We start from the raw sequence: 25,866 nt of genomic DNA, 5'->3' as shown, positions 1-25,866 counted from the left end.
CGCTGAACTCCGGCATTCCCGGAGAATAGTGAGCGTCCCATGATGCAGCAGTATCAGAGCAACTCGTACCTCTTCGGCGGTAACGCCCCGTATGTCGAAGAACTGTACGAAGCCTACCTCCAGAACCCCGCCTCGGTTCCCGACAATTGGCGCGCGTATTTCGACGCCATGCAGAACGTTCCTGCGGTCGACGGCACCAGCGCCCGGGACATCGCCCACGCGCCCATCGTTGCCTCGTTCGCCGAGCGCGCCAAGCAAGGCCCCATCAAGACCATCGTTGCCTCGGCCGATTCCGACATGGGCCGCAAGCGTGTCGCTGCCACCCAGCTGATCGCTGCCTACCGCAACATCGGTTCGCACTGGGCCGACCTGGACCCGCTCAAGCGCCAGGAGCGTCCGCCCCTGCCGGACCTGGACCCGGCGTTCTACGGCTTCTCCGAAGCAGACCTCGACATCGTCTTCAATGCCAGCAATACGTACTTTGGCAAGGAGTCGATGAGCCTGCGCGAGCTGCTCAACAACCTGCGCGAAACCTACTGCGGCACCATCGGTTTCGAATTCATGTACGTGAGCGACCAGGCGCAGAAGCGCTGGTGGCAGGAGCGCCTGGAAACCACGCGTTCCAAGCCGGTGTTCACGCTGGAAAAGAAGAAGCACATCCTGGACCGCCTGACCGCGGCTGAAGGCCTGGAGCGCTTCCTGCACACCAAGTACGTCGGCCAGAAGCGCTTCTCGCTGGAAGGCGGCGAAAGCTTTATCGCCGCCATGGACGAACTGGTCCAGCACGCCGGCAGCAAGGGCGTGCAGGAAATTGTGATCGGCATGGCCCACCGCGGCCGCCTGAACGTGCTGGTCAACACCCTGGGCAAGATGCCCGCCGATCTGTTCGCCGAATTCGAAGGCAAGCACGTCGACGACCTGCCGGCCGGTGACGTCAAGTACCACAAGGGCTTCTCGAGCGATGTCTCGACCGAGGGCGGCCCGGTCCACCTGTCGCTGGCGTTCAACCCGTCGCACCTGGAAATCGTCAACCCGGTGGTCGAAGGCTCGGCCAAGGCCCGCCAGGAACGCCGCGGCGAAGTCGGCCACAAGGAAGTGCTGCCGGTGCAGGTGCACGGCGACGCGGCCTTTGCCGGCCAGGGCGTGGTGATGGAGACGCTGAACCTCGCGCAGACCCGCGGCTACGGCACGGGCGGCTCGATGCACATCGTCATCAACAACCAGATCGGCTTCACCACCTCCGACCCGCGCGACGCGCGTTCGACGCTGTACTGCACGGACGTGGTCAAGATGATCGAGGCCCCGGTGCTGCACGTGAACGGCGACGATCCCGAAGCCGTGGTGTACGCCATGCAGCTGGCCGTGGACTTCCGCATGGAGTTCAAGAAGGATGTCGTGGTCGACATCATCTGCTTCCGCAAGCTGGGCCATAACGAGCAGGACACCCCGGCAGTCACGCAGCCGCTGATGTACAAGAAGATCGCCCAGCACCCCGGCACGCGCAAGCTGTACGCCGACAAGCTGGCCGCGCAGAACCTGGTCCCGGCCGAGTTCGGCGACGAGAAGGTCAAGGAATACCGCGCCGCGATGGACGCCGGCAAGCACACCGCCGACCCCGTCCTGTCGAACTTCAAGAACAAGTTCGCCGTGGACTGGATGCCGTTCCTGAACCGCAAGTGGACCGACGCCGCCGACACTGCCGTGCCGGTGACCGAGCTCAAGCGCCTGGCCGAACGCATCACCACCACGCCTGAGACGCTGAAGCTGCACCCGCTGGTGGAAAAAGTCGTCAAGGACCGCGCCAACATGGGCCGCGGCGACCAGCCGCTGGACTGGGGCATGGGCGAGCACCTGGCCTTCGCCTCGCTGGTGTCCTCGGGCTACCCGGTGCGCATCACCGGCCAGGATGCCGGCCGCGGCACCTTCACCCACCGCCACTCGGTGCTGCACGACCAGAACCGCGAGCGCTGGGATGCCGGCAGCTATGTGCCGCTGCAGAACGTGTCGGAAAACCAGGCACCGTTCACGGTGATCGACTCGGTGCTGTCCGAAGAAGCCGTGCTCGGTTTCGAATACGGCTACTCGGCCGCCGAACCGAACGCGCTGGTGATCTGGGAAGCCCAGTTCGGCGACTTCGTCAACGGCGCCCAGGTGGTGATCGACCAGTTCATCTCGTCCGGCGAAGTGAAGTGGGGCCGTGCCTCCGGCCTGACGCTGATGCTGCCGCACGGCTATGAAGGCCAGGGCCCGGAACACAGCTCGGCCCGTATCGAGCGCTTCCTGCAGCTTTGCGCGGACCACAACATGCAGGTCTGCCAGCCGACCACGCCGGCTCAGATCTTCCACCTGCTGCGCCGCCAGATGATCCGTCTGTTCCGCAAGCCGCTGGTGATCATGACGCCGAAGTCGCTGCTGCGTAACAAGGACGCTGTGTCGCCGCTGTCCGATCTGGCCAAGGGCCACTTCGAGACGGTGATCGGTGACCACGAGGAACTGAACGCCGGCAAGGTCAAGCGCGTCATCATGTGCTCGGGCAAGGTCTACTACGACCTGGTCAATACGCGCAAGGAACGCGAGGCCAACGATACGGCGGTCATCCGCCTGGAACAGCTGTATCCGTTCCCGCACAAGGCCGTGGCAGCAGAACTCAAGAAGTATCCGAACGCCACCGAAATCGTGTGGTGCCAGGACGAGCCGCAGAACCAGGGCGCCTGGTTCTTCGTGCAGCACTACATCATGGAAAACATGACGGATGGCCAGAAGCTCGGTTATGCCGGTCGTCCCGCTTCGGCTTCGCCGGCAGTGGGCTACTACGCAAAGCACAACGAGCAACAGAAGGCACTGCTGGATGCTGCCTTCGCCAAGCTCAAGGGCTTTGTTCTGACCAAGTAATCAAGCGGCAGCCGCGGCGGCGCGCGCAGATGGCCGCCGTGGCATAGCCAGCATAAAGACAACACGCATAACACGAGGAATTCACAACCATGGCTATCGTTGACGTCAAGGTTCCGCAACTCTCCGAATCGGTCGCCGAAGCGACCATGCTCAACTGGAAGAAGAAGCCGGGTGAGGCTGTTGCCCAGGACGAAATCCTGATCGAGATCGAAACCGACAAGGTCGTGCTGGAAGTGCCGGCCCCGTCGGCTGGCGTGCTGTCGATCATCGTCAAGAACGATGGTGACACCGTCGTGGCCGATGAAATCATCGCCAAGATCGACACCGAAGCCACCGCTGGCGCCGCCGCACCGGCCGCTGCCGCACCGGCTCCCGCCGCCGCTGCTCCGGCACCGGCCGCCGCAGCTGCTCCGGCCGCCGCTGGCGCCGTGGCGATGCCGTCGGCTGCCAAGCTGATGGCCGAAGCCGGCCTGTCGGCTGGCCAGGTTGCCGGCACCGGCAAGGACGGCCGCATCACCAAGGGCGACGCGATTGCCGCCGCCGCTGCTCCGGTCGCCAAGGCTGCCCCGGCCCCGGCCGCGGCCAAGCCGGCGCTGCAGCAGGTTTCCGCTCCGGTCGACTTCGCCGCGCTGGGCGACCGTCCGGAAGAGCGCGTGCCGATGAGCCGCCTGCGCGCCCGTATCGCCGAGCGCCTGCTGCAATCGCAATCGACCAACGCCATCCTCACCACCTTCAATGAAGTGAACATGAAGCCGGTGATGGACCTGCGCAACAAGTACAAGGACCGCTTCGAGAAGGAACACGGCGTGAAGCTGGGCTTCATGTCGTTCTTCGTCAAGGCCGCGGTGCACGCGCTGAAGAAGTTCCCGCTGATCAATGCTTCGATCGACGGCAACGACATCGTCTACCACGGCTACTTCGACATCGGCATCGCCGTGGGCTCGCCGCGCGGCCTGGTGGTGCCGATCCTGCGCAACGCCGACCAGATGAGCCTGGCCGACATCGAGAAGAAGATTGCCGAGTTCGGCGTCAAGGCCCGTGACGGCAAGCTGTCGCTGGAAGAACTGAGCGGCGGTACGTTCTCGATCTCCAACGGCGGCGTGTTCGGCTCGATGCTGTCGACCCCGATCATCAACCCGCCGCAATCGGCCATCCTGGGCGTGCACGCCACCAAGGACCGCCCGGTGGTGGAAGACGGCCAGATCGTGATCCGCCCGATGAACTACCTGGCGATGTCCTACGACCACCGCATCATCGACGGCCGTGAAGCCGTGCTGGGCCTGGTCGCCATGAAGGACGCGCTGGAAGATCCGGCCCGCCTGCTGCTGGACCTGTAATAAACGGTCCCCCCGCGCACGCGCTGCCGTGCGCGGGGAGCGCACTCCCCGTGATGACGGCGCGCCGGCACGAGCTGCCGCCGGCGCCCAATAAGGAATTCCCATGAGCAAACAATTCGACGTGCTGGTGATCGGCGCCGGCCCCGGCGGCTATATCGCCGCCATCCGCGCCGGCCAGCTGGGCCTGAACGTGGCCTGCTGCGAAGGCAATCCGTATGACGATCCCAAGGGCGAAGCCCGCCTGGGCGGCACCTGCCTGAACGTGGGCTGCATCCCCTCCAAGGCGCTGCTGGCTTCCTCGGAAGAGTTCGAGAACGTCCAGCACCACCTCGGCGACCACGGCATCACCGTGGGCGACGTCAAGGTCGACGTGGCCAAGATGCTCAAGCGCAAGGACGACATCGTCGGCAAGATGACCAAGGGCATCGAGTTCCTGTTCCGCAAGAACAAGGTGACGCTGCTCAAGGGCTACGGCAAGTTCGTCGGCAAGACCGCCGACGGCTTCCAGGTCGACATCGCCGGTGAAGTGGTGACCGCCAAGCAGGTCATCATCGCCACCGGTTCGAAGGCTCGCCACCTGCCGGGCATCGCCGTGGACAACGACCTCGTCAGCGATAACGAGGGCGCGCTCAAGTTCCCGACCGTGCCGAAGAAGCTGGGCGTGATCGGCGCCGGCGTGATCGGCCTGGAGCTGGGCTCGGTGTGGCGCCGCCTGGGTGCCGACGTGACCGTGCTGGAAGCGCTGCCGGCGTTCCTGGGCGCCTGTGACGAAGGCGTGGCCAAGGAAGCGCAGAAGCAGCTGACCAAGCAGGGCCTGAAGTTCAGCCTCGGCGTGAAGGTTGACGAAGTGACGACCGGCAAGAAGGGCGTGACCGTCAAGTACACCGACAAGGACGGCGCAGCCCAGACCCTGGAAGTCGATCGCCTGATCGTGTCGGTCGGCCGCGTGCCCAACACCGACAACCTGGGCCTGGATGCCGTCGGCCTGGCCGCGGACCAGCGCGGCTTCATCGAGGTGGACGACCACTGCGCCACCAAGGTGCCGGGCCTGTGGGCCATCGGCGACGTGGTGCGCGGCCCGATGCTGGCGCACAAGGCCGAGGACGAAGGCGTGGCCGTGGCCGAGCGCATCGCCGGCCAGAAGCCGCACATCGACTACAACTGCGTTCCGTGGGTGATCTACACCTTCCCGGAAATCGCATGGGTAGGCAAGACTGAAGCCCAGCTCAAGGCCGAAGGCCGCGAGTACAAGGCCGGCCAGTTCCCGTTCATGGCCAACGGCCGTGCGCTGGGCATGGGCCATGCCGACGGCTTCGTCAAGATGCTGGCCGACGCCAAGACCGACGAGATCCTGGGCGTGCACATCGTTGCCGCCAATGCCTCTGACCTGATCGCCGAAGCCGTGGTGGCGATGGAGTTCAAGGCCGCCAGCGAGGATATCGGCCGCGTCTGCCATCCGCACCCGTCGATGTCGGAAGTCATGCGCGAAGCCGCGCTGGCCGTCGACAAGCGTCAGCTCAATATGTAAGCCCGATGGCTCACATAGCCTGAGTACCGGCGCGCCGCACCAGTGGCGCGCCGTTTTCACTTGCGGCCCGGCCGCACGACCCAGCCAGCATGAACGTCACTGAGTACTACGAGAAGGAACTGAAGGAGCGCGGCTACCAGTCTGACGAGGCGCAGCTGCGCGCCGTGGCCCGGCTGCAGCAGTGCTACGACGAATGGGTGGCCTACAAGAGCCGCCGCAACAATGCCCTGAAGAAGCTGCTGGTCCGTCCCGACGTGCCCAAGGGCGTCTACTTGTGGGGTGGGGTGGGGCGCGGCAAGTCCTTCCTGATGGACAGCTTCTATACCTGCGTGCCGGTGGTGCGCAAGACGCGGCTGCATTTCCACGAGTTCATGCGCGAGGTCCATCGCCAGCTCGAAGAGCTGCGCGGCCGTCCCGATCCGCTGGATGAGCTGGCCAAGCGTATCGCGCGCCGCTTCCGGCTGATCTGTTTCGATGAATTCCACGTCAGCGACGTCGCCGACGCGATGATCCTGCATCGCCTGCTGCAGCAGATGTTCGAGAACGGCGTGCAGTTCGTGATGACTTCCAACTACCGCCCGGACCTGCTGTATCCGGATGGCCTGCACCGCGACCGCGTGCTGCCGGCTATCGCGCTGCTGCAGCAGAAGCTCGACGTGCTCAACGTCGACGCGGGCATCGACTATCGCAAGCGCGCGCTGGAGCAGGTGCAGGCGTACCACACGCCCCTCGGCGCCAAGGCGAGTTCCGCGCTGCGCGACGCCTTCACCTCGATCGCCGGTGTGGCCGACGAGTCGCCGCTGCTGCATATTGAGCACCGCGAGCTGCGTGCGCTGCGCAAGGCCAACGGCGTGGTGTGGTTCGACTTTGCCACGCTCTGCGGCGGCCCGCGCTCGCAGAACGACTACCTGGAACTGGCGTCCCAGTTCCATACCGTGATCCTGTCCGACGTGCCGCGCATGACGCCGCGCATGTCGTCCGAGGCACGCCGCTTCACCTGGCTGATCGATGTCTTCTACGACCACAAGGTCAAGCTGCTGATGTCGGCGGAAGTGCCCGCGGACGAGCTCTACACCGAAGGCCAGATGGCCAACGAGTTCCATCGGACCGTATCGCGCATCATCGAGATGCAATCGCGCGAATACCTGGAATCCGAGCGCCGCACCATGGATACCACGCTCACCTGAGCGTTGTTTTCCGGCCCGGCGCGACGATAGCCGGGCCGCATTGACCTATATCAAGGTCGATTCGGGGAGCCGCATATACCCTCCATCGGGTAGAAAAAGGTCCCCATGTCGTCGCCCCCAGTCACCAGTCCTTCAGCCAGCTTGCTGGCACCGTACCCGCCGGCCGCGCTCCGTGACGCCGTGGGCCCGGCTGCGTCCGGTGCCGGTGCGCGGCTGGCCTGCTTCCATTGCGGCCTGCCCGTCATGGACACCGAACCGCTTGCCGCCGAGCTGGACGGCAGCCGCCGGGTGTTCTGCTGCGGCGGTTGCCAGGCACTGGCGCAGACCCTCCATGCGGCGGGCTTTGCCCACCTGTACGGGGATGAAGCCCGCTTCGCCCGCCCCATCGACGACGATGCCCGGCGCGAGGCCGAGCCGATCTGGGCCGCCTACGACACCCCTGAGCTGCGCTCCCAGTTTGTCCGCCCGCTTGACGGCGGCCGCGCCGAGATCACGCTGGCGCCCGAGAACATCCGCTGCGCCGCCTGCGCGTGGCTGATCGAACAGCACCTGAGCCGCCAGCCGGGCGTGGAGTCCGCGGTCGCCAATGTCGCCACGCGGCGCGTGGTGGTGCGCTGGCGCGATGGCGCCCAGACCGTGGCGGGGCTGCTGGCCGCGCTGGCCGGGATCGGCTACATGGCCTGGCCGTTCGAAGTCTCGCGCACTGACCAGCAGGACCGCCGCGCGCGCCGCGGGCTGTTGATGCGCATGGCGGTGGCCATGCTCGGCATGATGCAGGTCATGATGTACGCGTGGCCGATCTACACCCATGAGGCCACCATCGACCCTGGCCAGCTCCAGCTGATGCGCTGGGCCAGCTTTGCCCTGACGCTGCCGGTCGTGTTCTATGCCGCCTCGCCGATCTTTGCCGGTGCCTGGCGCAGCCTGCGCCATCGCCATATGGGCATGGACGTGCCGGTGGCGATCGGCATCGGCGCCGGCTTTGCCGCCAGCGCGCTGGCCACGGTGCGCGCCGTGGGCGAGGTGTATTTCGATTCGGTGACGATGTTCGTCGCCTTCCTGCTGCTGGCACGCTACCTGGAACTGCGTGTGCGCCAGGCTTCGCGCAGCGGCGCAGAGATGCTCGCGCGCCAGCTGCCGGCCACCTGCGAACGGCTGGCCGCCACCGGTGCCGCCGGCGAGCGTGTCCCGGTCGCGCGCCTGCGTGCGGGCGATCTCATCCGCGTCAAGGCCGGCGAGATCGTCCCCGCCGATGGCGCCGTGGTGGCGGGCGCCAGCGAACTGGATGAATCCATGCTGACCGGCGAGAGCCGCCCGGTGCGCCGCGCCGCCGGCGAGACCGTGCTGGCCGGCAGCTTCAATACGGCAAGCCCGCTTGAGCTGCGGATCACGCGCGTCGGCGCCGGCACCCGTCTGGCCGAGATCGTCGCCGTGCTGGACCGCGCGCTGGCTGAAAAGCCGCGCCTGGCCACGCTGGCCGATCGCGTCGCGGGCTGGTTCGTGGCGACGCTGCTGGTGCTGGCGGCGCTGACCGGGCTGGTCTGGGGCCTCTGGATCGATCCGTCGCGCGCCTTGCTGGTGACGATTGCGGTGCTGGTGGTCAGTTGCCCGTGCGCCTTGTCGCTCGCCACGCCGGCCGCACTGGCCGCGGCTGGTGCGGCGCTGTCGCGCCGCGGCGTGCTGCTGACACGCGGCCACGCGCTGGAGACGCTGGCGCGTGTCACCGACGTGGTGCTCGACAAGACCGGCACGCTGACCGAAGGCCGCTTTGCCGTGGCCGCGGTCGAGCCGCTGGCTGACGCCGATCGGGTGCAATGTCTGGCACTGGCCGCCGCGATGGAGCGCGGTGGCGAACATCCGATCGCGCGCGCCCTGGTGGCCGCGGCGCAGGGCAACGCCGGCATGCCGCTCCAGGTGTCCGACATGCGCAACGTCCCGGGCCAGGGCCTGGAGGCGATCGTCGATGGCCGACGCCTGCGGCTTGGCCGCGCCGACTTTGTCGCAGCGCTGAGGCCCGACAACGGTCACGCGCCGGACCCCGGGCGCAGCGACGCAGACCATCCTGGCGCCACCGTGGTGTGGCTGGGCGCGCCAGCGGGCACGCTGGCGCGCTTCGTCCTGGCCGATGCCGAGCGAACGCAGACGCCGCAGCTGCTCGCGCGGCTGAGCGAACTGGGCGTGCGCTGCCACCTGGTGTCGGGCGATCACGCCGATGCGGTCCACTGGTGGGCATCGCACTTCGGCATCGATTGCGTGGCCGGCGCGGTCACCCCGGAAGGCAAGCGCGACTACGTCGCGCGGCTGCAGCAGGGCGGGGCGGTGGTGCTGGCCGTGGGCGATGGCATCAACGATGCGCCGGTGCTGGCGCAGGCCCAGGTGTCGATCGCCATCGGCAGCGGCGCGCCGCTGGCCCAGGCCGGCGCGGACGCGGTGCTGACGCACGGCGGCGTGGCCGAGATCGCCACCGCGCTGGCGGTGTCGCGCCAGACGCGCCGGGTGGTGCGCCAGAACCTCGGCTGGGCCTTCTTCTACAACGTGGTTGCCATCCCGCTCGCAGCGACGGGGCTGGTCACGGCCTGGATGGCCGGCATCGGCATGTCGTTGTCGTCGTTGCTGGTAGTGGCCAATGCCTGGCGCCTGCTGCGCGCCGGCAAGCCGCGGCGCAAGGGAGTCTGACTGATGGAAACGCTTTTCCTGCTGGTGCCGATGAGCCTGGTGCTGGTCGTGGTCATCGCGGGCGCGCTGTGGTGGGCCCTCCATGCCGGGCAGTACGACGACCTGGACCGGCCCGCCGAATCGATCCTGCTGGACAACGACAAGCCCTGAACCCGCCGGGCGATGTGCCCTCCGACCGGGGCCCCGCACGCAGGTTCCATGCATGCTCTGAGCGACTTGATAAAGATCAACGCACGCGCAGCATGGTTTTTCTAAAGTCACACTGTCAGTAGGTTTTTTCTCTTCTCTAAGCTTTGGGGGTCTGAATGGATGTCACTGCCGCGTCTTCACGCGTCGACACCTTCAATTACGGCGTCGTAAGACAGTTCGCTGTCATGACGGTAGTATGGGGGATCGTCGGCATGGCCGTCGGCGTGCTGCTGGCAGCACAGCTGATCTGGCCCGAACTCAACTTCAACACACCCTGGCTGTCGTTTGGCCGGCTGCGACCGCTGCATACCAATGCGGTGATCTTTGCCTTCGGCGGCAGCGCGCTGTTCGCGACCTCGTACTACGTGGTCCAGCGCACCTGCCAGGCCCGCCTGTTCTGCGGCCCGCTGGCCGCGTTCACGTTCTGGGGCTGGCAACTGGTCATCGTCGCCGCCGCCATCACGCTGCCGCTGGGGATCACCAGCTCAAAGGAGTACGCTGAACTGGAATGGCCGATCGACCTGCTGATCACCGCGGTCTGGGTGGCCTACGCGGTCGTGTTTTTCGGCACCATTGTCAAGCGCAAGACCCGGCATATCTACGTCGCAAACTGGTTCTTCGGCGCCTACATCCTGACCATCGCGCTGCTGCATATCGTCAACAACATCGAGATGCCGGTGTCGTTGTGGAAGTCCTACTCGGCCTATGCCGGCGTGCAGGACGCAATGATCCAGTGGTGGTATGGCCATAACGCCGTAGGCTTCTTCCTGACCACCAGCTTCCTGGGGATGATGTACTACTTCATTCCCAAGCAGGCCGAGCGCCCGATCTACTCCTACCGCCTGTCCATCGTCCACTTCTGGGCGCTGAACTTCACCTACATGTGGGCCGGCCCGCACCATCTGCAGTACACCGCGCTGCCGGACTGGGCGCAGTCGCTGGGCATGGTGTTCTCGCTGATCCTGCTGGCGCCCTCGTGGGGCGGCATGATCAACGGCATCATGACCCTGTCGGGGGCCTGGCACAAGCTGCGCACCGACCCGATCCTGAAGTTCCTGGTGGTGGCGCTGTCGTTCTACGGCATGGCCACGTTCGAAGGCTCGATGATGTCGATCAAGACCGTCAACGCGCTCTCGCACTACACGGACTGGACCATCGGGCATGTGCACTCGGGCGCGCTGGGCTGGGTCGCGATGATCTCGATCGGCTCGCTCTACTACCTGATCCCGCGTCTGTTCGGCGAGAAGCAGATGTACAGCGTCCGCCTGATCGAGTGGCACTTCTGGATCGCGACCATCGGCGTGGTGCTGTATATCGCCTCGATGTGGATCGCCGGGGTGATGGAAGGCCTGATGTGGCGCGCCACGCAGCCTGACGGCACGCTGACCTATGCCTTCGTCGAAGCGGTCAAGGCCAAGTACCCGTTCTACCTGATTCGCTTGCTGGGTGGCCTGTGCTTCCTGTCCGGCATGCTGCTGATGGCCTACAACGTGCTCAAGACCATCGTCGGCAAGCCCGCCGTGGATGCGCCGATCCCGGCCAGCATCCCTGCCGCTGCCCACTGATCATTCCAGGATAGAAAGATGTCCGACAAACAACGCTTCTTTTCCCACGAAACGCTGGAGAAGAACATCGGCTGGCTGATCATCTGCACGATCCTCGTGGTCAGCATCGCGGGTCTGGTCCAGATCGTGCCGCTGTTCTTCCAGCACTCCACCACCGAGCCGGATCCGGGCATCACGCCGTATTCGCCGCTGCGGCTGATGGGGCGCGATATCTATATCCGTGAAGGCTGCGTCGGCTGCCACTCGCAGCAGGTCCGCACGCTGCAGGCCGAGACCGAGCGCTACGGCCACTTCTCCACGGCGGGCGAGTCGGTCTACGACCACCCGTTCCTGTGGGGCTCCAAGCGCACCGGTCCCGACCTGGCGCGCGTGGGCGGACGCTACTCGGAGGACTGGCAGCGCATCCACCTGCGCAATCCGCGCGACGTGGTGCCGGAATCGGTGATGCCATCGTACCCCTGGCTGGAAAAGGCCGAGCTGCCCACCAACGATATCCAGGCCCGCATGCGCGCGCTGGTGCGCCTGGGCGTGCCGTACACGGATGCCGAGATCGCCAAGGCACCGGACGAGCTCAAGGGCAAGACCGAAGAGGATGCGCTGGTTGCCTACCTGCAAGGCCTGGGCACCAACCGCCGCAACGTCCGCGTGGATTCCGCCGCCGCCGCGGCACCCAAGGAGTAAACCATGGCCATGATCACTGCCATTGCGACCGTCGTGTCGATGGTTGTCTTCCTGGGAATCTGCTGGTGGGCCTGGTCCGCCGGCCGGCAGGCCGCCAACCGGGAATCCGCCATGCTGCCGTTCGCGCTGCCTGACGAAACTACGACAACATCGAGCCGGAACACCTAGCCATGAGCGATTTCATTTCCGAATTCTGGAGTTATTACATTGCCGCCATCGCGCTCATCGGCATCGTCTGGTGCGTGTGGCTGTTGTTCTCGCAACGCAAGGTCACCAAGACCGCCGGCGGCACTGAAGACACCGGCCATGTCTGGGACGGTGACCTGCGTGAGCTGAACAACCCGCTGCCGCGCTGGTGGATGTGGATGTTCCTGCTGGCCTGCATCTTCAGCCTGGCCTACCTGGTGCTGTACCCGGGGCTGGGTTCGTATGCCGGTTTGCTGAAGGTCTCCACGCAGGGCGAACTCGCCGCGCATCGCGCAGCGCAGGAGAAGATGCAGAACGAAATCTACGCCAAATACCTGAAGATGGACGTCAAGCAGGTGGCGGCGGATCCGCAGGCGCGCGAGATCGGCCAGCGCCTGTTCCTGAACTACTGCGCACAGTGCCATGGCTCGGACGCACGTGGCAGCCGCGGCTTCCCGAACCTGACGGACAGCGACTGGCTCTATGGCGGCGAACCCGACACCATCCGGCAGACCATCACCAAGGGCCGCAATGGCGTGATGCCGCCGTTTGCCGCGACCATCGACGCCAAGCAGGCGGGCGACGTGGCGCAATACGTGCGCTCGCTGTCGGGGCTGTCGTCGGACCCGATCCGTGCGTCGCGTGGCGAGGGCACCTTCAAGACGACCTGCGTGGCATGCCACGGCGCCGGCGGCAAGGGCAACCAGGCGCTCGGTGCGCCCAACCTGTCGGACAACGTGTGGCTGTATGGCAGCTCGGAAGGCAGCATCGTCGACGCCATCCTGAAGGGTCACAACAACCACATGCCCGCGCATGAGGAGATCCTGACGCCTGAACGCATCCGCATGCTGACGGCCTATGTCTGGGGTTTGTCGAACACCGGGGGCGGAGCCGGGCAATGATCGACGACTCATGTGAGCGGGCGCTGGTGGCTCGCGGGAGAGCATGTCCATGAATGCACCCGGGACCGAAGAAATGGCCCGGGCGGCCGACCTGCAACGGTCGGCCGCTGCGCCGGGCGAGACCTCTGACGAAACGCTCTACGAGGTCCGCCGCAAGATCTACCCGCGCTCGGTGACGGGTGCCTTCTCCAGCTGGCGGGTCTGGCTGGTGATCCTGACCCAGCTGATCTACTACGGCACGCCCTGGCTCCAATGGAATGGCCGCCAGGCCGTGCTGTTTGACCTTGGCGCGCGCAAGTTCTACATTTTCGGGCTGGTGCTGTGGCCGCAGGACGTCATCTACCTGGCGGTGCTGCTGGTGATCTCGGCGCTGGCGCTGTTCCTGTTCACGGCGATCGCGGGACGGCTGTTCTGCGGCTATGCCTGTCCGCAGACGGTCTACACCGAGATCTTCATGTGGATCGAGCGACGGGTCGAAGGCGATCGCATCGCCCGCATCCGGCTCGATGGCGATCCGTGGAGCCTGCGCAAGCTCCGTCTCAAGGCGACCAAGCATTTCCTGTGGGTGCTGATTGCGCTCTGGACCGGCTTTACCTTCATCGGCTATTTCGCGCCGATCCGCGGGCTGGGCGGCGAGGTGCTCAGCCTGTCGCTGGGGCCGTGGCAGTCGTTCTGGATGCTGTTCTACGCGTTCGCCACCTGGGGCAATGCGGGCTTCATGCGCGAACAGGTGTGCAAGTACATGTGTCCGTATGCGCGCTTCCAGAGCGTGATGGTGGATCGCGATACCTATGTCGTGACCTACGACGTCGGCCGCGGCGAGCCGCGCGGCAGCCGATCGCGCAAGACCGACCACCACAAGACGGGGCTTGGTGACTGCGTCAACTGCAGCATCTGCGTGCAGGTGTGCCCGACGGGCATCGATATCCGCGACGGCCTCCAGTACGAGTGCATTGGCTGCGGCGCCTGCATCGACGCCTGCAACCAGGTCATGGACAAGATGGACTACCCGCGCGGCCTGATCCGGTACACCTCGGAAAACGCGATGCGCAAGGCCTTGTCCGCGGCGGCATCGCGCAAGCGCCTGCTGCGTCCGCGCGTCATCATCTATTCCGTGATCTGGGTGGTGCTGCTGGCCGGCTTCATGGCGTCGATCGCGCTGCGCACGCCGCTGAAGGTCGACATCATCCGCGACCGTGGTGCGCTCGGCCGTGAAGTGGAAGGCCGCTGGATCGAGAACGTCTATCGCCTGCAGCTGATCAACACCACCGAAGCGCCGATGAAGATCACCGTGCGCGCCGACAGCGACGAGCTGAAGAACCTGAAGGTGGAGTACGACAAGCAGGCCGAATCGCTGGCGCCGACGTCCAACCGGTTGCTGCCGATCCGGATCCGCGTGCCGATCGAGGCCGCGGCGCAGGGCACGCACAGGATCGACGTGACCGTGACGAGCGAGGGCACGGAGCGGGGGCATGCCGAAATCCGGCAATCCACCAGTTTCATCGTTCCGCGCGATTTGTGAAGCTAGGCAGGCGTAGACGTAGTCGTCAAGATGAAGGGGGCAAGATGAGTCAGCAAGGCAATCCGTGGTGGAAGGAGCCGTGGCCGTGGCTGTTGATGAGCGGCCCGCTGGTTGCGATGGTGGCATGCGGCGTGACGATCTGGCTGGCATCCACGCATCCGGACATGCCGGTGCAGGGTGCAACGCGCCATGGCCTGGTCGTGGAGAAGGCCGATGCCGCGCCGCCCAGGGCTGCTGCAGCGAGGCAGCCATGAGGTTGCGCTGGCTGATGTGGGTACTCTGGCCGGCGTTCCTGATGGCTGGGTTTGCGACCGCAACGGTGTTTTCGGTGGTGGATCCCGGTGACCTGAATTTCTTCGGCCAGCCGATCGAAGCGTCCCGCGAATCGGTCTACACCGTCGGCTTCCTGATGGCCTGGGCGTTCTGCGCGTTGTCCAGCGGACTGACGCTCTACACCATGCCAACGCGGCTCAGCGATACCGACGAACTGGAATGAGCGGACTGGCGTGAGGTCTGCGCTGCCATGGCCGGATGCGGCACTGGCAGCGCTTGGCCGCTTAGCAGGAGCGGGTGTAGAGTTGCTTGATGCCGTCGATGTCCACCAGCTTGACGTGGCGCTGGCGAATCTGGATCAGGCCGGCTTCGGCAAAGCGAGAGAACAGGCGGCTGACGGTTTCGAGCTTCAGGCCCAGGTAGCTGCCGATCTCTTCCCGGCTCATGCGCATCACGAACTCGGACGCCGAATAGCCGCGCGCCGACAGGCGCTCAGAGAGATTGATCAGGAAGGCAGCAAGGCGTTCCTCGGCACGCATTGAGCCCAAGGTCACGAGCATCAGCTGGTCGTGCGTGATTTCCTTGCCCATCAGGCGCAGGAACTGCTGCTGCAGCGACGGCAGGTCTGACGACAGCGTCTGCAGTTCGCTCATCCGGACCACGCAGACTTCGGTATCTTCCAGCGCGACGGCATCGGAGGCGTGCTGCATCTCGCCCAGCCCGTCGAGACCGACGATTTCGCCAGGCAGATGGAAGCCGGTAATCTGCGAGCGGCCGTCTTCAGTGGTGACGTGGGTCTTGAGCGTGCCAAAGCGCACGGCATAGACCGCGGTGAGCGGATCGCCCATGCGATACAGGGTTTCACCCTTGTGCACGCGGATGCGTTCCTGCACCAGCGTGTCCATCTTGGCGAGGTCTTGCTGCGACATGCCAACCGGAAGGCACAACTGCCCCATCGCACAGGTGGAGCAGCGGGGTGACATCTCGGTAATGGGAATGGAGGTAAGCAATTGGAACCTGCTAGAAATGGCAGCGAGGGCGCGATTGGGACATTTTACCGTGCGATGTGATGTGGTAGGGAGTGAGAATTGACATTTGGCGTGCTGATCAGCGTTTTTCTGCTGGCTTTGCTGGGCGGGGTCCACTGCGCCGCCATGTGCGGCGGCGTGGCGCTGGCCGTGGAGCAACGCCGCGGCGCGACGGCGACGATCAGCTTGGTGCCCAGCCGCGCCGCCTGGCTGGGCGAGCTGCTGACAATGCACGTGGGCCGGATTTCGACCTACATGCTGCTTGGTGCCGCGCTCGGCGCGGTCGGCGCCTCGGCGTGGAAGCAGGACTACCTGCCGGTGCAGCGCTGGCTGTTTGGCGCGGGCAGTGTCATGCTGCTGTGGTCGGGCTGGCGGTTGCTGCGCGGCAACACCTTTACCGTCAACTGGCTGGAGCGGCTGGCGGCGCATGCCGGCGCCGCGGTGGCGCGGCGGCTGGACGGCCTGGCAGGTGGCATGCCAGCCTTCATGCGGGCGCGCGGCGGCCTGGCGCGGCGCTATGGCGTGGGCCTGGCATGGGGCCTGGTGCCCTGCGGCATGGTCTATGGGGCGCTTACACTGGCGCTGCTGGCGGGCAACGCGGCGTCTGGGGCACTCGTGATGGGCGTGTTCGGGCTCGGCACACTGCCCAACCTGCTGGTGCTTTCCGGCCTGTCGGGCTACTTGCGTACGCTGTCGCGACGTCGCGGCATGCGCCTGGGGGCCGGCCTGGCGGTGATGGCATTCGGCGCCCTTGGCATTGCCCGAGCGGTGCTGCTGCCACATTCGCTGGCCGAGCATGGGTTCTGCCTGGTGTTCTGAGGCGCCGGCGACACCCGGGCAACGGATGATGGTTGCAGGCGGAGGCGGGAATGCCATACAATCGCCAACATTGCGGTATCGCGCGGTGTAATATGAGCCGCGGTAAGCAGCGGGCGAGCAGCGCCAGGCGGCCTTCATACCAGAAGGCGCGTTCAGGGCAGGGGAAGCGGAAGGTTTTCGATGCCCGTCCCGTCCCCACAGTCCATCCGGTTCAAAAGATCTGGTTCAAAAGTCCGGCTGGCACTGCGGTGTTGGCGATGCCGGCCTTGCTCCCGATACCCGTTTTTCTTGCGTCCGAGGCCTTCAGTTCGCTGACAGCGACGTCCGATGTGCGGACGCGCTACGCAAGAGGTTCGCTGGCCGGCCCATAACGGCATGCGAACGATCTTCTGCCGGAACGGCAACTCGATGCAAAGATAGGGAAGTGCACGGCTTGGATGCAGCAGGTATCCGGCTAGCTGCGCAATGAGATGGCGGTGGCTTTCGCACCGCTGTATCCAAAATCTCCGGTGCCCCGGATTCGTCCGGGAGCAGGTGCAAAGACAGGCTGCACACCATCAACATGAATACCCAAGAGGCGAAGATCGTCCTCGAGACGGCGCTGATCTGCGCGCAGGAACCGTTGCGCGTCAACGATCTGCGGCGGCTGTTTGACGACGACGTCGGCGCAGACACCATCCGCGTGCTGCTTGAGGAACTGCGCCAGGACTGGCGGCCGCGCGGCGTGGAACTGGTGGCCCTGGCCAGCGGCTGGCGCTTCCAGAGCCGCCCGGAAATGCGTGAATACCTCGATCGTCTGAATCCTGAAAAGCCGCCAAAATATTCGCGCGCCGTGATGGAAACGCTGGCAATCATTGCCTACCGGCAGCCGGTGACCCGCGGCGATATCGAGGAAATCCGCGGCGTGACGGTCGGCACGGAAGTCGTCAAGAAGCTTGAGGACCGCAGCTGGATCGAGGTGATCGGACACCGCGACGTGCCGGGCAGGCCGGCGCTGTATGCAACCACCAAGGCATTCCTGGACGATCTTGGCCTGCGCACGCTGGATGAGCTGCCGCCGCTGGAAGATGCCCAGGCGCAGGCGCAGGCAACCCTGCTGGAACAGCAGGCCATCAATTTTGAAGACCTGGCGGCAAACAAGGCGGCCAGCGCCGACGAAGAGGCATTTGCCGACTCCGCCGCGCAGGGCGGGCCGCCCGCAGTGCAGGCGGCGGATGCGGCCGAAGCATCCGTCGCAAACGAAGCCGAGACGACCGACCCGGCCGACGAAGGCGCCAATGGCTCTGACGTGCAGCCGCTGCAAGCTGCAGCCGACGATGCCGCCGAGGCCGCTTCCACCGAACCAGCCGCACCCAATCCGGACGGGGCGCGGGGCGATTTGCCGGACAACGGCACCCCGCCGCACCCGAGCGAGCACGACGAGCGCGTGCCGAACTGAACAACATGCAACATCCGATAGTGAATATCTTGTCTGATTCCGTTGAGCAAGACACCCGCAATGCGGGCGCACCCGCCGATACCGGCGCCGCAGAACCCGGATCGGGCAGCGAAGCTGCGCCGCGCCGCAAGGGGCTGCGCCGCGGGCTGAGGAACCTGGTGGCATCGCGCCGCCAGGCGGCGCAGGACCGTGGCGAGGGCGCCGAAGGCGCCAGCGCCGGCGGCCAGGCCGATGCCGGTGAACCGGGCGCCGCACAGGCGGCGGGCGGTGCGCGCGGTGGCCAGCGCGGCCGCGGCAAGCGCAAGACGGGGCCGGGCGAGGGCGGCCAGAGTAGCCAGGGCGGCCAGGGCGCCAGCAAGGCGGACAAGGTGGACCGCGCGGCCAGGGCCGAAGGCACCGACAAGCCCGAGCAGCCCGGCCGCAAGCGCAAGCCGGTCCAGCGTTCAGGCAAGGCGGCAGTGCCGGGCGAGGCGCAGGGCGCCGGCGCGCGGCAGCAGGGCCGCCGCAAGGACGGCGGCAAGCCGCAGGCGCCCCGCAAGGGCCAGGGCGGCGGGGACAAGACCGCGGCGAGCAGTGAAGACCTGTTCCGCTTTGTGATCTCCGAGCAGTACGACAGCGAAGACACCGTCATCCCGCGCACCAAGGCCAAGCCGGTGCGCGAGCTGTCGGCCGACGACGACGCGCCCAAGCTGCACAAGGTGCTGGCCGAAGGCGGGCTGGGCTCGCGCCGCGAGATGGAAGAACTGATCCTGCAGGGTCGCGTTTCGGTCAACGGCCTGCCGGCCCATATCGGCCAGCGCATCCTGCCGGCGGACCAGGTCCGCGTGAACGGCAAGCTGATCCACCGCAAGGTGTCGACCAAGCCGCCGCGCGTGCTGCTGTACCACAAGCCCGCCGGCGAGATTGTCAGCCAGTCCGATCCGGAAGGCCGTCCGACCGTGTTCGACAGCCTGCCGCGCATCAAGTCCGGCAAGTGGGTCGCGGTGGGCCGCCTGGACTTCAATACCGAAGGCCTGCTGATCTTCACCACCTCGGGTGACATTGCCAACCGCTTCATGCACCCGCGCTATGGCGTGGAGCGCGAGTACGCGGTGCGCACGCTGGGCGAGCTGGCCGAGGCCGACCGCCAGCGCCTGCTGCACGGCATCAAGCTCGATGACGGCGAAGCCAACTTCCTGCGCATTGCCGACGGCGGCGGCGAAGGCGTCAACCAGTGGTACCACGTGGCCCTGACCGAAGGCCGCAACCGTGAAGTGCGCCGCATGTTTGAGGCGGTCGGGCTGACCGTGTCGCGCCTGATCCGCACCCGCTACGGCCAGTTCCTGCTGCCGCGCGGCCTCAAGCGCGGCCGCTGGCAGGAAGTCGAGCCGAATGACGTCAAGGCGCTGATGGCCGGTGTCGGCCTGAAGGTGCCCGGCAAGGGCGAGCAGGCCCCCAAGGGTGCCACCAAGGTGGGCGGGCGCAAGCAGCGCACCGAAGCCGCGATTGCCGGCATGCCGATGCCCACGGGCATGGACGGCCTGCCGCGCTTCGACCAGGGCGGTGCCCGGGGTGGTGGCGGTGGCCGCAGCAGCCAGCCGGATCCGATGAAGACCTCGATGGGCTATATCAGCCACGGTCCCACGTTGCTGACCTCGCACGCGGCCAACCTGGGCGGCGGGCGCGGCACTGGCGCGCGCCAGGGGCGCGGTGGCGCCGGCATGGGCGGCATGGGTGGCATGCGCGGTCAGGGTGGCCAGGGTGGTCTGGGTGGCCAGGGTCAGGGCAAGCCGCGTCGCGGCGGTGGCGAAGCCAACGGCAATGTGATGCCGAAGGCGTCGAAACCGGGTGGTAACCGTTCCCCGCGCGGCGGTAGTGGCGGTGGCGGCGGCAACCGTGGTGGCAGCCGCGGCGGCAACCGATAAGCGCTGCTTGCGGCGTACGGCGGGCTGAATGCCTGCCGGCGCCGGGTTCAGGGCGCGGAAATGTCTGGCTTTTGCGTTTTCGACATAATCCGCGTATAATTCAAGTCTATTCAAAAAGCCATCCTCGTCGAGGATGGGCGAATGATGGGCATTGCGCCCATTTTTTTTTGGTTCGCCCGTTTTTCGGTTCTCTCCGCTGGGGCGGGGGGATGGCGGACAGGCAGGGCTGCAGCAGGGTCGTCCCGGACGGCACCGGCGGGTTTGCCTGCCACGGTGTTGATGGCCATTACTCGGGATAACAGTGCATCTGGCAGATTTGATCGAAACCACCCTAAGCGGCATGGGATATGAGCTGGTCGAGCTCGAGCGTGCCCCGGCCGGATTGCTGCGTGTCTATATCGATCAGCCTGAAACCGGCATTGCCATCGAGGATTGTGAAAAGGTGAGCCGCCAGCTCACCCACGTGTTCACGGTCGAGAACGTGGATTACGAACGCCTCGAGGTCTCGTCACCCGGACTGGACCGGCCGCTGAAGAAGCTGGCCGACTACGTTCGCTTTGCCGGCGTGGAGGTGCGCGTGACGCTGCGCCTGCCCGTCAATGGACAGAAGAACTTCACAGGCATCCTGCGCGAGCCCACCGGCGCGGCGGGCGAGGAGAAGATTGGCCTGGAGTTCGAGGGCAAAGATGGCCCGGCGCTGCTGGAATTTGCCGTATCCGATGTCGACAAGGCACGCCTGGTGCCGGTGATCGACTTCAAAGGAAATCAAAGAAAAGGGAACAAGCAATGAGCCGCGAAGTTCTGTTGCTCGTCGATGCGCTTGCGCGTGAGAAGAACGTCGACAAGGATGTGGTATTCGGTGCCCTGGAGGCGGCGCTCGCCTCGGCCACCAAGAAGCGTTTCGAGGAAGACGTGGATATCCGTGTCGCGATCGATCGCGAGTCGGGCGAGCATGAAACCTTCCGCCGCTGGCTGGTCGTTCCCGACGAGCTGGGCCTGCAAGAGCCGGACAAGCAGATCCTGCTGTTCGAGGCCCGCGATGAAAACCCCAGCATCGAGCTGGGTGATTTTATCGAGCAGCAGATCGAGTCGGTCGAGTTCGGCCGCATCGGTGCGCAGGCTGCCAAGCAGGTGATCCTGCAGCGCATCCGCGACGCCGAGCGCGAGCAGATCCTGAACGACTACCTGGATCGCGGCGAGAAGATCATGACCGGCACGGTCAAGCGCGCCGACAAGAAGGGCCTGATCGTCGAGTCCGGCCGCGTGGAAGCGCTGCTGGCCCGCGACCAGATCATCCCCAAGGAAAACCTGCGCACCGGTGACCGCGTGCGTGCGTATATCCTGAATGTGGACCGCGCCGCGCGCGGCCCGCAGATTGAACTGTCGCGCACCGCGCCTGAGTTCCTGATCAAGCTCTTCGAGAACGAAGTGCCGGAAATGGAGCAGGGCCTGCTGGAGATCAAGGCGGCTGCCCGTGATCCGGGCGTGCGTGCCAAGATTGCCGTGGTGGCGCATGACAAGCGCATCGACCCGATCGGCACCTGCGTGGGCGTGCGTGGCACGCGCGTCACCGCGGTGCGTAACGAGATCGGCGGCGAGGCCGTGGACATCGTGCTGTGGTCGGAAGACCCGGCGCAATTTGTGATCGGCGCGCTGGCGCCGGCGCAGGTGCAGTCGATCGTTGTGGATGAAGAGAAGCACAGCATGGACGTGGTGGTCGACGAGGAAAACCTCGCGGTCTCCATCGGCCGCAGTGGTCAGAACGTGCGCCTGGCGTCCGAGCTGACCGGCTGGCAGATCAACATCATGACGCAGGAAGAGTCGGCGCAGAAGCAGGCCGAAGAGAGCGATGTCGTGCGCAAGCTGTTCATGTCCAAGCTGGACGTGGATGAGGAAGTTGCCGACATCCTGATCGAGGAAGGCTTCTCCACGCTGGAAGAAGTGGCTTATGTCCCCATCAGTGAAATGATGGAGATCGAGGCCTTTGACGAAGACACCGTCAACGAGCTGCGCAATCGCGCGCGTGATGCGCTCCTGACGATGGAACTGGCCCGGGAAGAAAAGGTGGAAGAGGTGTCGCAGGATCTGCGCTCGCTCGACGGCCTCAACCCGGAACTGATCGGCAAGCTGGCCGAAGGCGATATCCATACGCGTGACGACCTGGCCGAACTGGCCGTGGACGAGCTGGTCGAGATGACCGGTGTCAGCGAGGATGAAGCCAAGTCGCTGATCATGAAAGCACGGGAACATTGGTTCAACTGAGGGACACGGCCGGGCCGGCCTACACCTGGCCCGGGCGCGCTTTCCGCAACGATTTGTCCCGACGTAGAAACCAAGCATTGAAAGGGTTTGAATGGCAAGCACAACAGTTGCCCAACTGGCCGCAGAACTGAGTCGCAGCGCAGCTGCCCTGCTGGAACAATTGCAGGCGGCTGGGGTGGGCAAAGCGACGCCAGAAGACATCATCACGGAATCGGATAAGACCAGGCTGCTGGACTATCTGAAGCGTTCGCACGGCCAGTCCGACGACAGCTCCCGCAAGAAGATCACACTGACCAAGCGCGAAACCTCCGAGATCCGCCAGTCGGATGGTACCGGCAAGACCCGTACGGTCCAGGTGGAAGTGCGCAAGAAGCGCGTGCTGATCAAGCGCGACGAAGCTGCGCCCGATGCCCAGGCCGACGCGGCCGAAGCCCACGCGCCTGTCGTCGATGCTGCCGATGAGGCGCGCCGCGACGAGGAAGAACGCCAACAGGCCGAACTGCTGGCGCGCCAGGAAGCTGAAGCCAAGGCCGCCCGCGAGGCAGCCGAGCGTGAGGAAGCCGAGCGCCGCACCCGCCAGGAAGCCCTGGAGGCTGAACAGCGCCGCCAGGCCGAACTCGCCGCCCGCAAGGCGGAGGAAGAGGCTGCCGCATCGCGCGCCGTGACCGAGGCCAACGAGGATTCCTCGCGCAAGAAGGCAGAGGACGAGAAGGCACGCGTCACCGCCGAACGCGCCGAGGCGCAGAAGGCTGCCGACGAGGCCAAGGCTGCGGCCGACAAGGCCCGCGCCGAGCAGGAAGTCGCTGCGCGCAAGCGCCGCGAGGCTGCCGAAGCCGAGGCCCGTGCGATCCAGCAGATGCTGAACGCCCCGCCCCGCGTGCTGAAGGCGCCGTCCGAGCGCAAGGCTGAAGAGAAGAAGGCCGAGCAGACCGGTACGCTGCACAAGCCGGTGAAGCCGGCTGGTGCGACCACGGAAGCGAAGAAGGACGACAAGAAGCCGGCCACCACGACCACGACTACGGCGACCGCCGACAAGAAGGGCAAGGTCGTGAAGGCGGGCTGGCAGGACGACAGCAGCCGCAAGAAGGGCAGCGGCCTGAAGACGCGCGGCGATTCGTCGGGCGGCGTAGGCGGCTGGCGCGGTGGTCCGCGTGGCCGCGGCGGCAGGCAGCAGCAGCATGACGACAGCCGCAGCAGCTTCCAGGCGCCGACCGAGCCGGTCGTGCGTGAAGTGCACGTGCCGGAAACCGTCTCGGTGGCCGACCTGGCTCACAAGATGGCCGTCAAGGCGTCCGAGGTCATCAAGCAGATGATGAAGCTCGGCCAGATGGTGACGATCAACCAGGTGCTGGACCAGGAAACCGCCATGATCGTGGTGGAAGAAATGGGCCACAAGGCGTATGCCGCCAAGCTGGACGATCCGGAAGCGCTGCTGGTGGTGGGCGGTGAGGAACACACCGACGCCGAGCTGCTGCCGCGTCCGCCGGTGGTGACCGTGATGGGTCACGTCGACCACGGCAAGACCTCGCTGCTGGACTACATCCGCCGCACCAAGGTGGCCGCGGGCGAAGCCGGCGGGATTACGCAGCACATCGGTGCCTACCATGTGGAAACCGACCGCGGCGTGATTACGTTCCTGGATACCCCCGGTCACGAGGCCTTCACGGCCATGCGTGCCCGCGGTGCCAAGGCAACCGACATCGTGATCCTGGTGGTGGCCGCCGACGACGGCGTGATGCCGCAGACCAAGGAAGCGATTGCGCATGCCAAGGCTGCCGGCGTGCCCATCGTGGTGGCGATCAACAAGATCGACAAGCCCGATGCCAACCCGGACCGTGTCAAGCAGGAACTGGTGGCGGAGCAGGTGGTGCCGGAAGAATACGGCGGCGATTCGCCGTTCGTGCCGGTGTCCGCCAAGATGGGTACCGGTGTGGAAGACCTGCTCGAGCAAGTGCTCCTGCAAGCCGAAGTGCTGGAACTGACGGCACCGGTGGATGCCCCGGCCAAGGGCCTGGTGGTGGAAGCCCAGCTCGACAAGGGCAAGGGCCCGATCGCAACCATCCTGGTCAGCAGCGGCACGCTCAAGCGTGGCGATGTGGTCCTGGCTGGCAGCGCCTACGGCCGCGTGCGTGCCATGCTGGACGAGAACGGCAAGCCGACCAAGGAAGCCGGCCCGTCGATCCCGGTGGAAATCCAGGGTCTGTCGGAAGTGCCTGCCGCCGGTGAAGAAGTGCTGGTGCTGCCGGACGAGCGCAAGGCACGTGAAATCGCGCTGTTCCGCCAGGGCAAGTTCCGCGACGTGAAGCTGGCCAAGCAACAGGCCGCCAAGCTCGAGAACATGCTCGAGCAGATGGCCGAAGGCGAAGTCCAGACGCTGCCGCTGATCGTCAAGGCCGATGTGCAGGGTTCGCAGGAAGCGCTGGTGCAGTCGCTGCAGAAGCTGTCGACCGCCGAAGTGCGCGTGCAGATCGTGCACGGCGGCGTGGGCGGCATCTCGGAGTCCGACGTCAACCTGGCGACGGCTTCGAAGGCAGTCATCATCGGCTTCAACGTGCGTGCCGATGCGGGTGCGCGCAAGCTGGCCGAGCACAACGGCATCGATATCCGCTACTACAACATCATTTACGATGCGGTAGACGAGATCAAGGCGGCGATGTCGGGCATGCTGGCGCCGGAGAAGCGCGAAACCACCATCGGCACGGTCGAGGTACGCCAGGTGTTCCGCGTACCGAAGATCGGTGCGGTGGCCGGCTGTATGGTCACCGACGGCATGGTCAAGCGCAACTCGCTGGTGCGCGTGCTGCGCAACAACGTGGTCATCCACGACGGCGAGCTGGATTCGCTCAAGCGCTTCAAGGATGACGTCAAGGAAGTCAAGCAAGGCTTCGAGTGCGGTCTGTCGATCAAGAACTTCAATGATGTTCAGGAAGGCGACCAGCTCGAAGTGTACGAAATCACCGAGGTGGCGCGTACGCTGTAAGGCGATACGCAAAACGGCAGGCTCCGGCCTGCCGTTTTCACTTTGGAACTAGACAGCATTGAATGGCCAAGAAAGGCAATATCTCCTCCCGCAATCTGCGCATCTCCGACCAGATCCAGAAAGAACTGGCCGAAATGATCCAGCGCGAAATCCGTGATCCGCGTCTGGGGCTGGTGACGCTCCAGTCTGTGGCGCTGACGCCGGACTACGCGCACGCCAAGGTGTATTTCACCGTGCTGGGTGCGGAGCCCGAAGTGGCCGCCGCCATTCTCAAGGAGAAGGCTGGCTACCTGCACTCGCTGCTGTTCAAGCGCCTGCACATCCATACCGTGCCGACGCTGCATTTCCATCATGACACCTCGGTCGAACACGCGATCGAGATGTCCAGGCTGATCAACGAAGCGAACGCCACGCGTTCGAAAGACGACTGAGCCGGTGCCCATGCCGCCAGGCATGGGCTTCGCGGCCTGACCGCGACCTGATTGTTGCAGCCATCC

Annotated in this window: 21 protein-coding genes; 20 read left to right on the top strand and 1 reads right to left on the bottom strand. The window is 65.6% G+C overall.

Annotated features, from left to right (window positions below; translation table 11 throughout):
- Positions 1–39 precede the first annotated feature (39 nt).
- The 13 genes from A3A5_RS0103185 to A3A5_RS0103125 all read left to right on the top strand — a co-directional run bounded on the left by A3A5_RS0103185 (position 40) and on the right by A3A5_RS0103125 (position 15,161).
- Positions 40–2,892: a 2-oxoglutarate dehydrogenase E1 component gene (locus tag A3A5_RS0103185; protein WP_018309212.1), complete on the top strand. Its 2,853-nt coding sequence runs from the start codon at positions 40–42 to the stop codon at positions 2,890–2,892.
- Between the two features lie 89 nt (positions 2,893–2,981).
- Positions 2,982–4,229, top strand: coding sequence for a 2-oxoglutarate dehydrogenase complex dihydrolipoyllysine-residue succinyltransferase (odhB, locus tag A3A5_RS0103180; protein WP_018309211.1), 1,248 nt, complete (start codon positions 2,982–2,984; stop codon positions 4,227–4,229).
- A gap of 103 nt (positions 4,230–4,332) precedes the next feature.
- On the top strand, positions 4,333–5,757 hold the full coding sequence (lpdA, locus tag A3A5_RS0103175; RefSeq protein WP_018309210.1) for a dihydrolipoyl dehydrogenase: 1,425 nt from the start codon (positions 4,333–4,335) through the stop codon (positions 5,755–5,757).
- An 89-nt stretch (positions 5,758–5,846) separates the two neighbouring features.
- The gene (gene zapE / locus A3A5_RS0103170) at positions 5,847–6,944 is read left to right on the top strand and encodes a cell division protein ZapE (protein WP_013957184.1); all 1,098 of its coding nucleotides are present in this window, start codon (positions 5,847–5,849) and stop codon (positions 6,942–6,944) included.
- Between the two features lie 105 nt (positions 6,945–7,049).
- A complete protein-coding gene (locus A3A5_RS0103165) occupies positions 7,050–9,620 on the top strand; it encodes a heavy metal translocating P-type ATPase (protein WP_026200400.1) in 2,571 nt (856 codons plus the stop codon).
- Between the two features lie 3 nt (positions 9,621–9,623).
- Positions 9,624–9,770: a cbb3-type cytochrome oxidase assembly protein CcoS gene (gene ccoS / locus A3A5_RS0103160; protein ID WP_018309208.1), complete on the top strand. Its 147-nt coding sequence runs from the start codon at positions 9,624–9,626 to the stop codon at positions 9,768–9,770.
- Positions 9,771–9,925: 155 nt separating this feature from the next.
- Positions 9,926–11,374 carry a cytochrome-c oxidase, cbb3-type subunit I gene (ccoN, locus tag A3A5_RS0103155; protein ID WP_026200399.1) on the top strand — a complete coding sequence of 483 codons (1,449 nt, stop codon included), beginning with the start codon at positions 9,926–9,928 and terminating at the stop codon, positions 11,372–11,374.
- A gap of 18 nt (positions 11,375–11,392) precedes the next feature.
- Positions 11,393–12,055, top strand: a complete 663-nt coding sequence (ccoO, locus tag A3A5_RS0103150) for a cytochrome-c oxidase, cbb3-type subunit II (protein WP_018309206.1) — start codon at positions 11,393–11,395, stop codon at positions 12,053–12,055.
- A 3-nt stretch (positions 12,056–12,058) separates the two neighbouring features.
- Entirely contained in the window at positions 12,059–12,223 is a 165-nt protein-coding gene (locus A3A5_RS0103145; RefSeq protein WP_010809472.1) for a cytochrome oxidase, read from the top strand.
- 2 nt (positions 12,224–12,225) lie between these two features.
- A complete protein-coding gene (gene ccoP, locus A3A5_RS0103140) occupies positions 12,226–13,143 on the top strand; it encodes a cytochrome-c oxidase, cbb3-type subunit III (RefSeq protein ID WP_018309205.1) in 918 nt (305 codons plus the stop codon).
- A gap of 49 nt (positions 13,144–13,192) precedes the next feature.
- Positions 13,193–14,665 carry a cytochrome c oxidase accessory protein CcoG gene (gene ccoG / locus A3A5_RS0103135; protein WP_018309204.1) on the top strand — a complete coding sequence of 491 codons (1,473 nt, stop codon included), beginning with the start codon at positions 13,193–13,195 and terminating at the stop codon, positions 14,663–14,665.
- Between the two features lie 44 nt (positions 14,666–14,709).
- Entirely contained in the window at positions 14,710–14,919 is a 210-nt protein-coding gene (locus A3A5_RS0103130) for a membrane protein (RefSeq protein WP_026200398.1), read from the top strand.
- On the top strand, positions 14,916–15,161 hold the full coding sequence (locus A3A5_RS0103125) for a hypothetical protein (RefSeq protein WP_018309202.1): 246 nt from the start codon (positions 14,916–14,918) through the stop codon (positions 15,159–15,161). The genes A3A5_RS0103130 and A3A5_RS0103125 overlap by 4 nt, the downstream gene beginning before the upstream one ends.
- A gap of 61 nt (positions 15,162–15,222) precedes the next feature.
- Here A3A5_RS0103125 and fnr read toward each other — a convergent pair whose 3' ends face one another.
- Positions 15,223–15,948 carry a fumarate/nitrate reduction transcriptional regulator Fnr gene (fnr, locus tag A3A5_RS0103120; RefSeq protein ID WP_026200397.1) on the bottom strand — a complete coding sequence of 242 codons (726 nt, stop codon included), beginning with the start codon at positions 15,946–15,948 and terminating at the stop codon, positions 15,223–15,225.
- 78 nt (positions 15,949–16,026) lie between these two features.
- Between fnr and A3A5_RS0103115 the strand changes: the two genes are divergently transcribed.
- The 7 genes from A3A5_RS0103115 to rbfA all read left to right on the top strand — a co-directional run bounded on the left by A3A5_RS0103115 (position 16,027) and on the right by rbfA (position 25,800).
- Complete coding sequence (locus tag A3A5_RS0103115; RefSeq protein ID WP_018309200.1) at positions 16,027–16,785, top strand: sulfite exporter TauE/SafE family protein; 759 nt, start codon at positions 16,027–16,029, stop codon at positions 16,783–16,785.
- 562 nt (positions 16,786–17,347) lie between these two features.
- Positions 17,348–18,223 (top strand): SMC-Scp complex subunit ScpB, encoded by an 876-nt coding sequence (gene scpB, locus A3A5_RS0103110; RefSeq protein ID WP_018309199.1) that lies wholly within the window; start codon positions 17,348–17,350, stop codon positions 18,221–18,223.
- A gap of 5 nt (positions 18,224–18,228) precedes the next feature.
- Positions 18,229–20,127, top strand: a complete 1,899-nt coding sequence (gene rluB / locus A3A5_RS0103105) for a 23S rRNA pseudouridine(2605) synthase RluB (RefSeq protein ID WP_026200396.1) — start codon at positions 18,229–18,231, stop codon at positions 20,125–20,127.
- 301 nt (positions 20,128–20,428) lie between these two features.
- Entirely contained in the window at positions 20,429–20,917 is a 489-nt protein-coding gene (gene rimP, locus A3A5_RS0103100; RefSeq protein WP_026200395.1) for a ribosome maturation factor RimP, read from the top strand.
- A complete protein-coding gene (gene nusA, locus A3A5_RS0103095) occupies positions 20,914–22,389 on the top strand; it encodes a transcription termination factor NusA (protein ID WP_018309196.1) in 1,476 nt (491 codons plus the stop codon). Before rimP ends, nusA begins: the two co-directional genes overlap by 4 nt.
- A 91-nt stretch (positions 22,390–22,480) precedes the next feature.
- Entirely contained in the window at positions 22,481–25,369 is a 2,889-nt protein-coding gene (infB, locus tag A3A5_RS0103090) for a translation initiation factor IF-2 (RefSeq protein WP_026200394.1), read from the top strand.
- A gap of 62 nt (positions 25,370–25,431) precedes the next feature.
- Positions 25,432–25,800: a 30S ribosome-binding factor RbfA gene (rbfA, locus tag A3A5_RS0103085; protein ID WP_018309194.1), complete on the top strand. Its 369-nt coding sequence runs from the start codon at positions 25,432–25,434 to the stop codon at positions 25,798–25,800.
- Positions 25,801–25,866 lie beyond the last annotated feature (66 nt).

The organism is Cupriavidus sp. UYPR2.512, from assembly GCF_000379565.1.
In the GTDB taxonomy this organism is placed as follows: Bacteria; Pseudomonadota; Gammaproteobacteria; order Burkholderiales; family Burkholderiaceae; genus Cupriavidus.
The sequence above is the reverse complement of the archived record's forward strand: the minus strand, read 5'-3'. Positions and strand labels throughout refer to the sequence as shown.

Bases quoted from the DNA above. Each gene is read 5' to 3' on its own strand.
- A3A5_RS0103125 (WP_018309202.1), top strand. From the start codon at position 14,916: ATGAGGTTGCGCTGGCTGATGTGGGTACTCTGGCCGGCGTTCCTGATG.
- lpdA (WP_018309210.1), top strand. From the start codon at position 4,333: ATGAGCAAACAATTCGACGTGCTGGTGATCGGCGCCGGCCCCGGCGGC.
- A3A5_RS0103185 (WP_018309212.1), top strand. From the start codon at position 40: ATGATGCAGCAGTATCAGAGCAACTCGTACCTCTTCGGCGGTAACGCC.
- ccoO (WP_018309206.1), top strand. From the start codon at position 11,393: ATGTCCGACAAACAACGCTTCTTTTCCCACGAAACGCTGGAGAAGAAC.
- ccoS (WP_018309208.1), top strand. From the start codon at position 9,624: ATGGAAACGCTTTTCCTGCTGGTGCCGATGAGCCTGGTGCTGGTCGTG.
- ccoG (WP_018309204.1), top strand. From the start codon at position 13,193: ATGAATGCACCCGGGACCGAAGAAATGGCCCGGGCGGCCGACCTGCAA.
- ccoN (WP_026200399.1), top strand. From the start codon at position 9,926: ATGGATGTCACTGCCGCGTCTTCACGCGTCGACACCTTCAATTACGGC.
- odhB (WP_018309211.1), top strand. From the start codon at position 2,982: ATGGCTATCGTTGACGTCAAGGTTCCGCAACTCTCCGAATCGGTCGCC.
- A3A5_RS0103145 (WP_010809472.1), top strand. From the start codon at position 12,059: ATGGCCATGATCACTGCCATTGCGACCGTCGTGTCGATGGTTGTCTTC.
- A3A5_RS0103165 (WP_026200400.1), top strand. From the start codon at position 7,050: ATGTCGTCGCCCCCAGTCACCAGTCCTTCAGCCAGCTTGCTGGCACCG.
- rbfA (WP_018309194.1), top strand. From the start codon at position 25,432: ATGGCCAAGAAAGGCAATATCTCCTCCCGCAATCTGCGCATCTCCGAC.
- rluB (WP_026200396.1), top strand. From the start codon at position 18,229: ATGCAACATCCGATAGTGAATATCTTGTCTGATTCCGTTGAGCAAGAC.
- infB (WP_026200394.1), top strand. From the start codon at position 22,481: ATGGCAAGCACAACAGTTGCCCAACTGGCCGCAGAACTGAGTCGCAGC.
- scpB (WP_018309199.1), top strand. From the start codon at position 17,348: ATGAATACCCAAGAGGCGAAGATCGTCCTCGAGACGGCGCTGATCTGC.
- nusA (WP_018309196.1), top strand. From the start codon at position 20,914: ATGAGCCGCGAAGTTCTGTTGCTCGTCGATGCGCTTGCGCGTGAGAAG.
- zapE (WP_013957184.1), top strand. From the start codon at position 5,847: ATGAACGTCACTGAGTACTACGAGAAGGAACTGAAGGAGCGCGGCTAC.
- A3A5_RS0103130 (WP_026200398.1), top strand. From the start codon at position 14,710: ATGAGTCAGCAAGGCAATCCGTGGTGGAAGGAGCCGTGGCCGTGGCTG.
- ccoP (WP_018309205.1), top strand. From the start codon at position 12,226: ATGAGCGATTTCATTTCCGAATTCTGGAGTTATTACATTGCCGCCATC.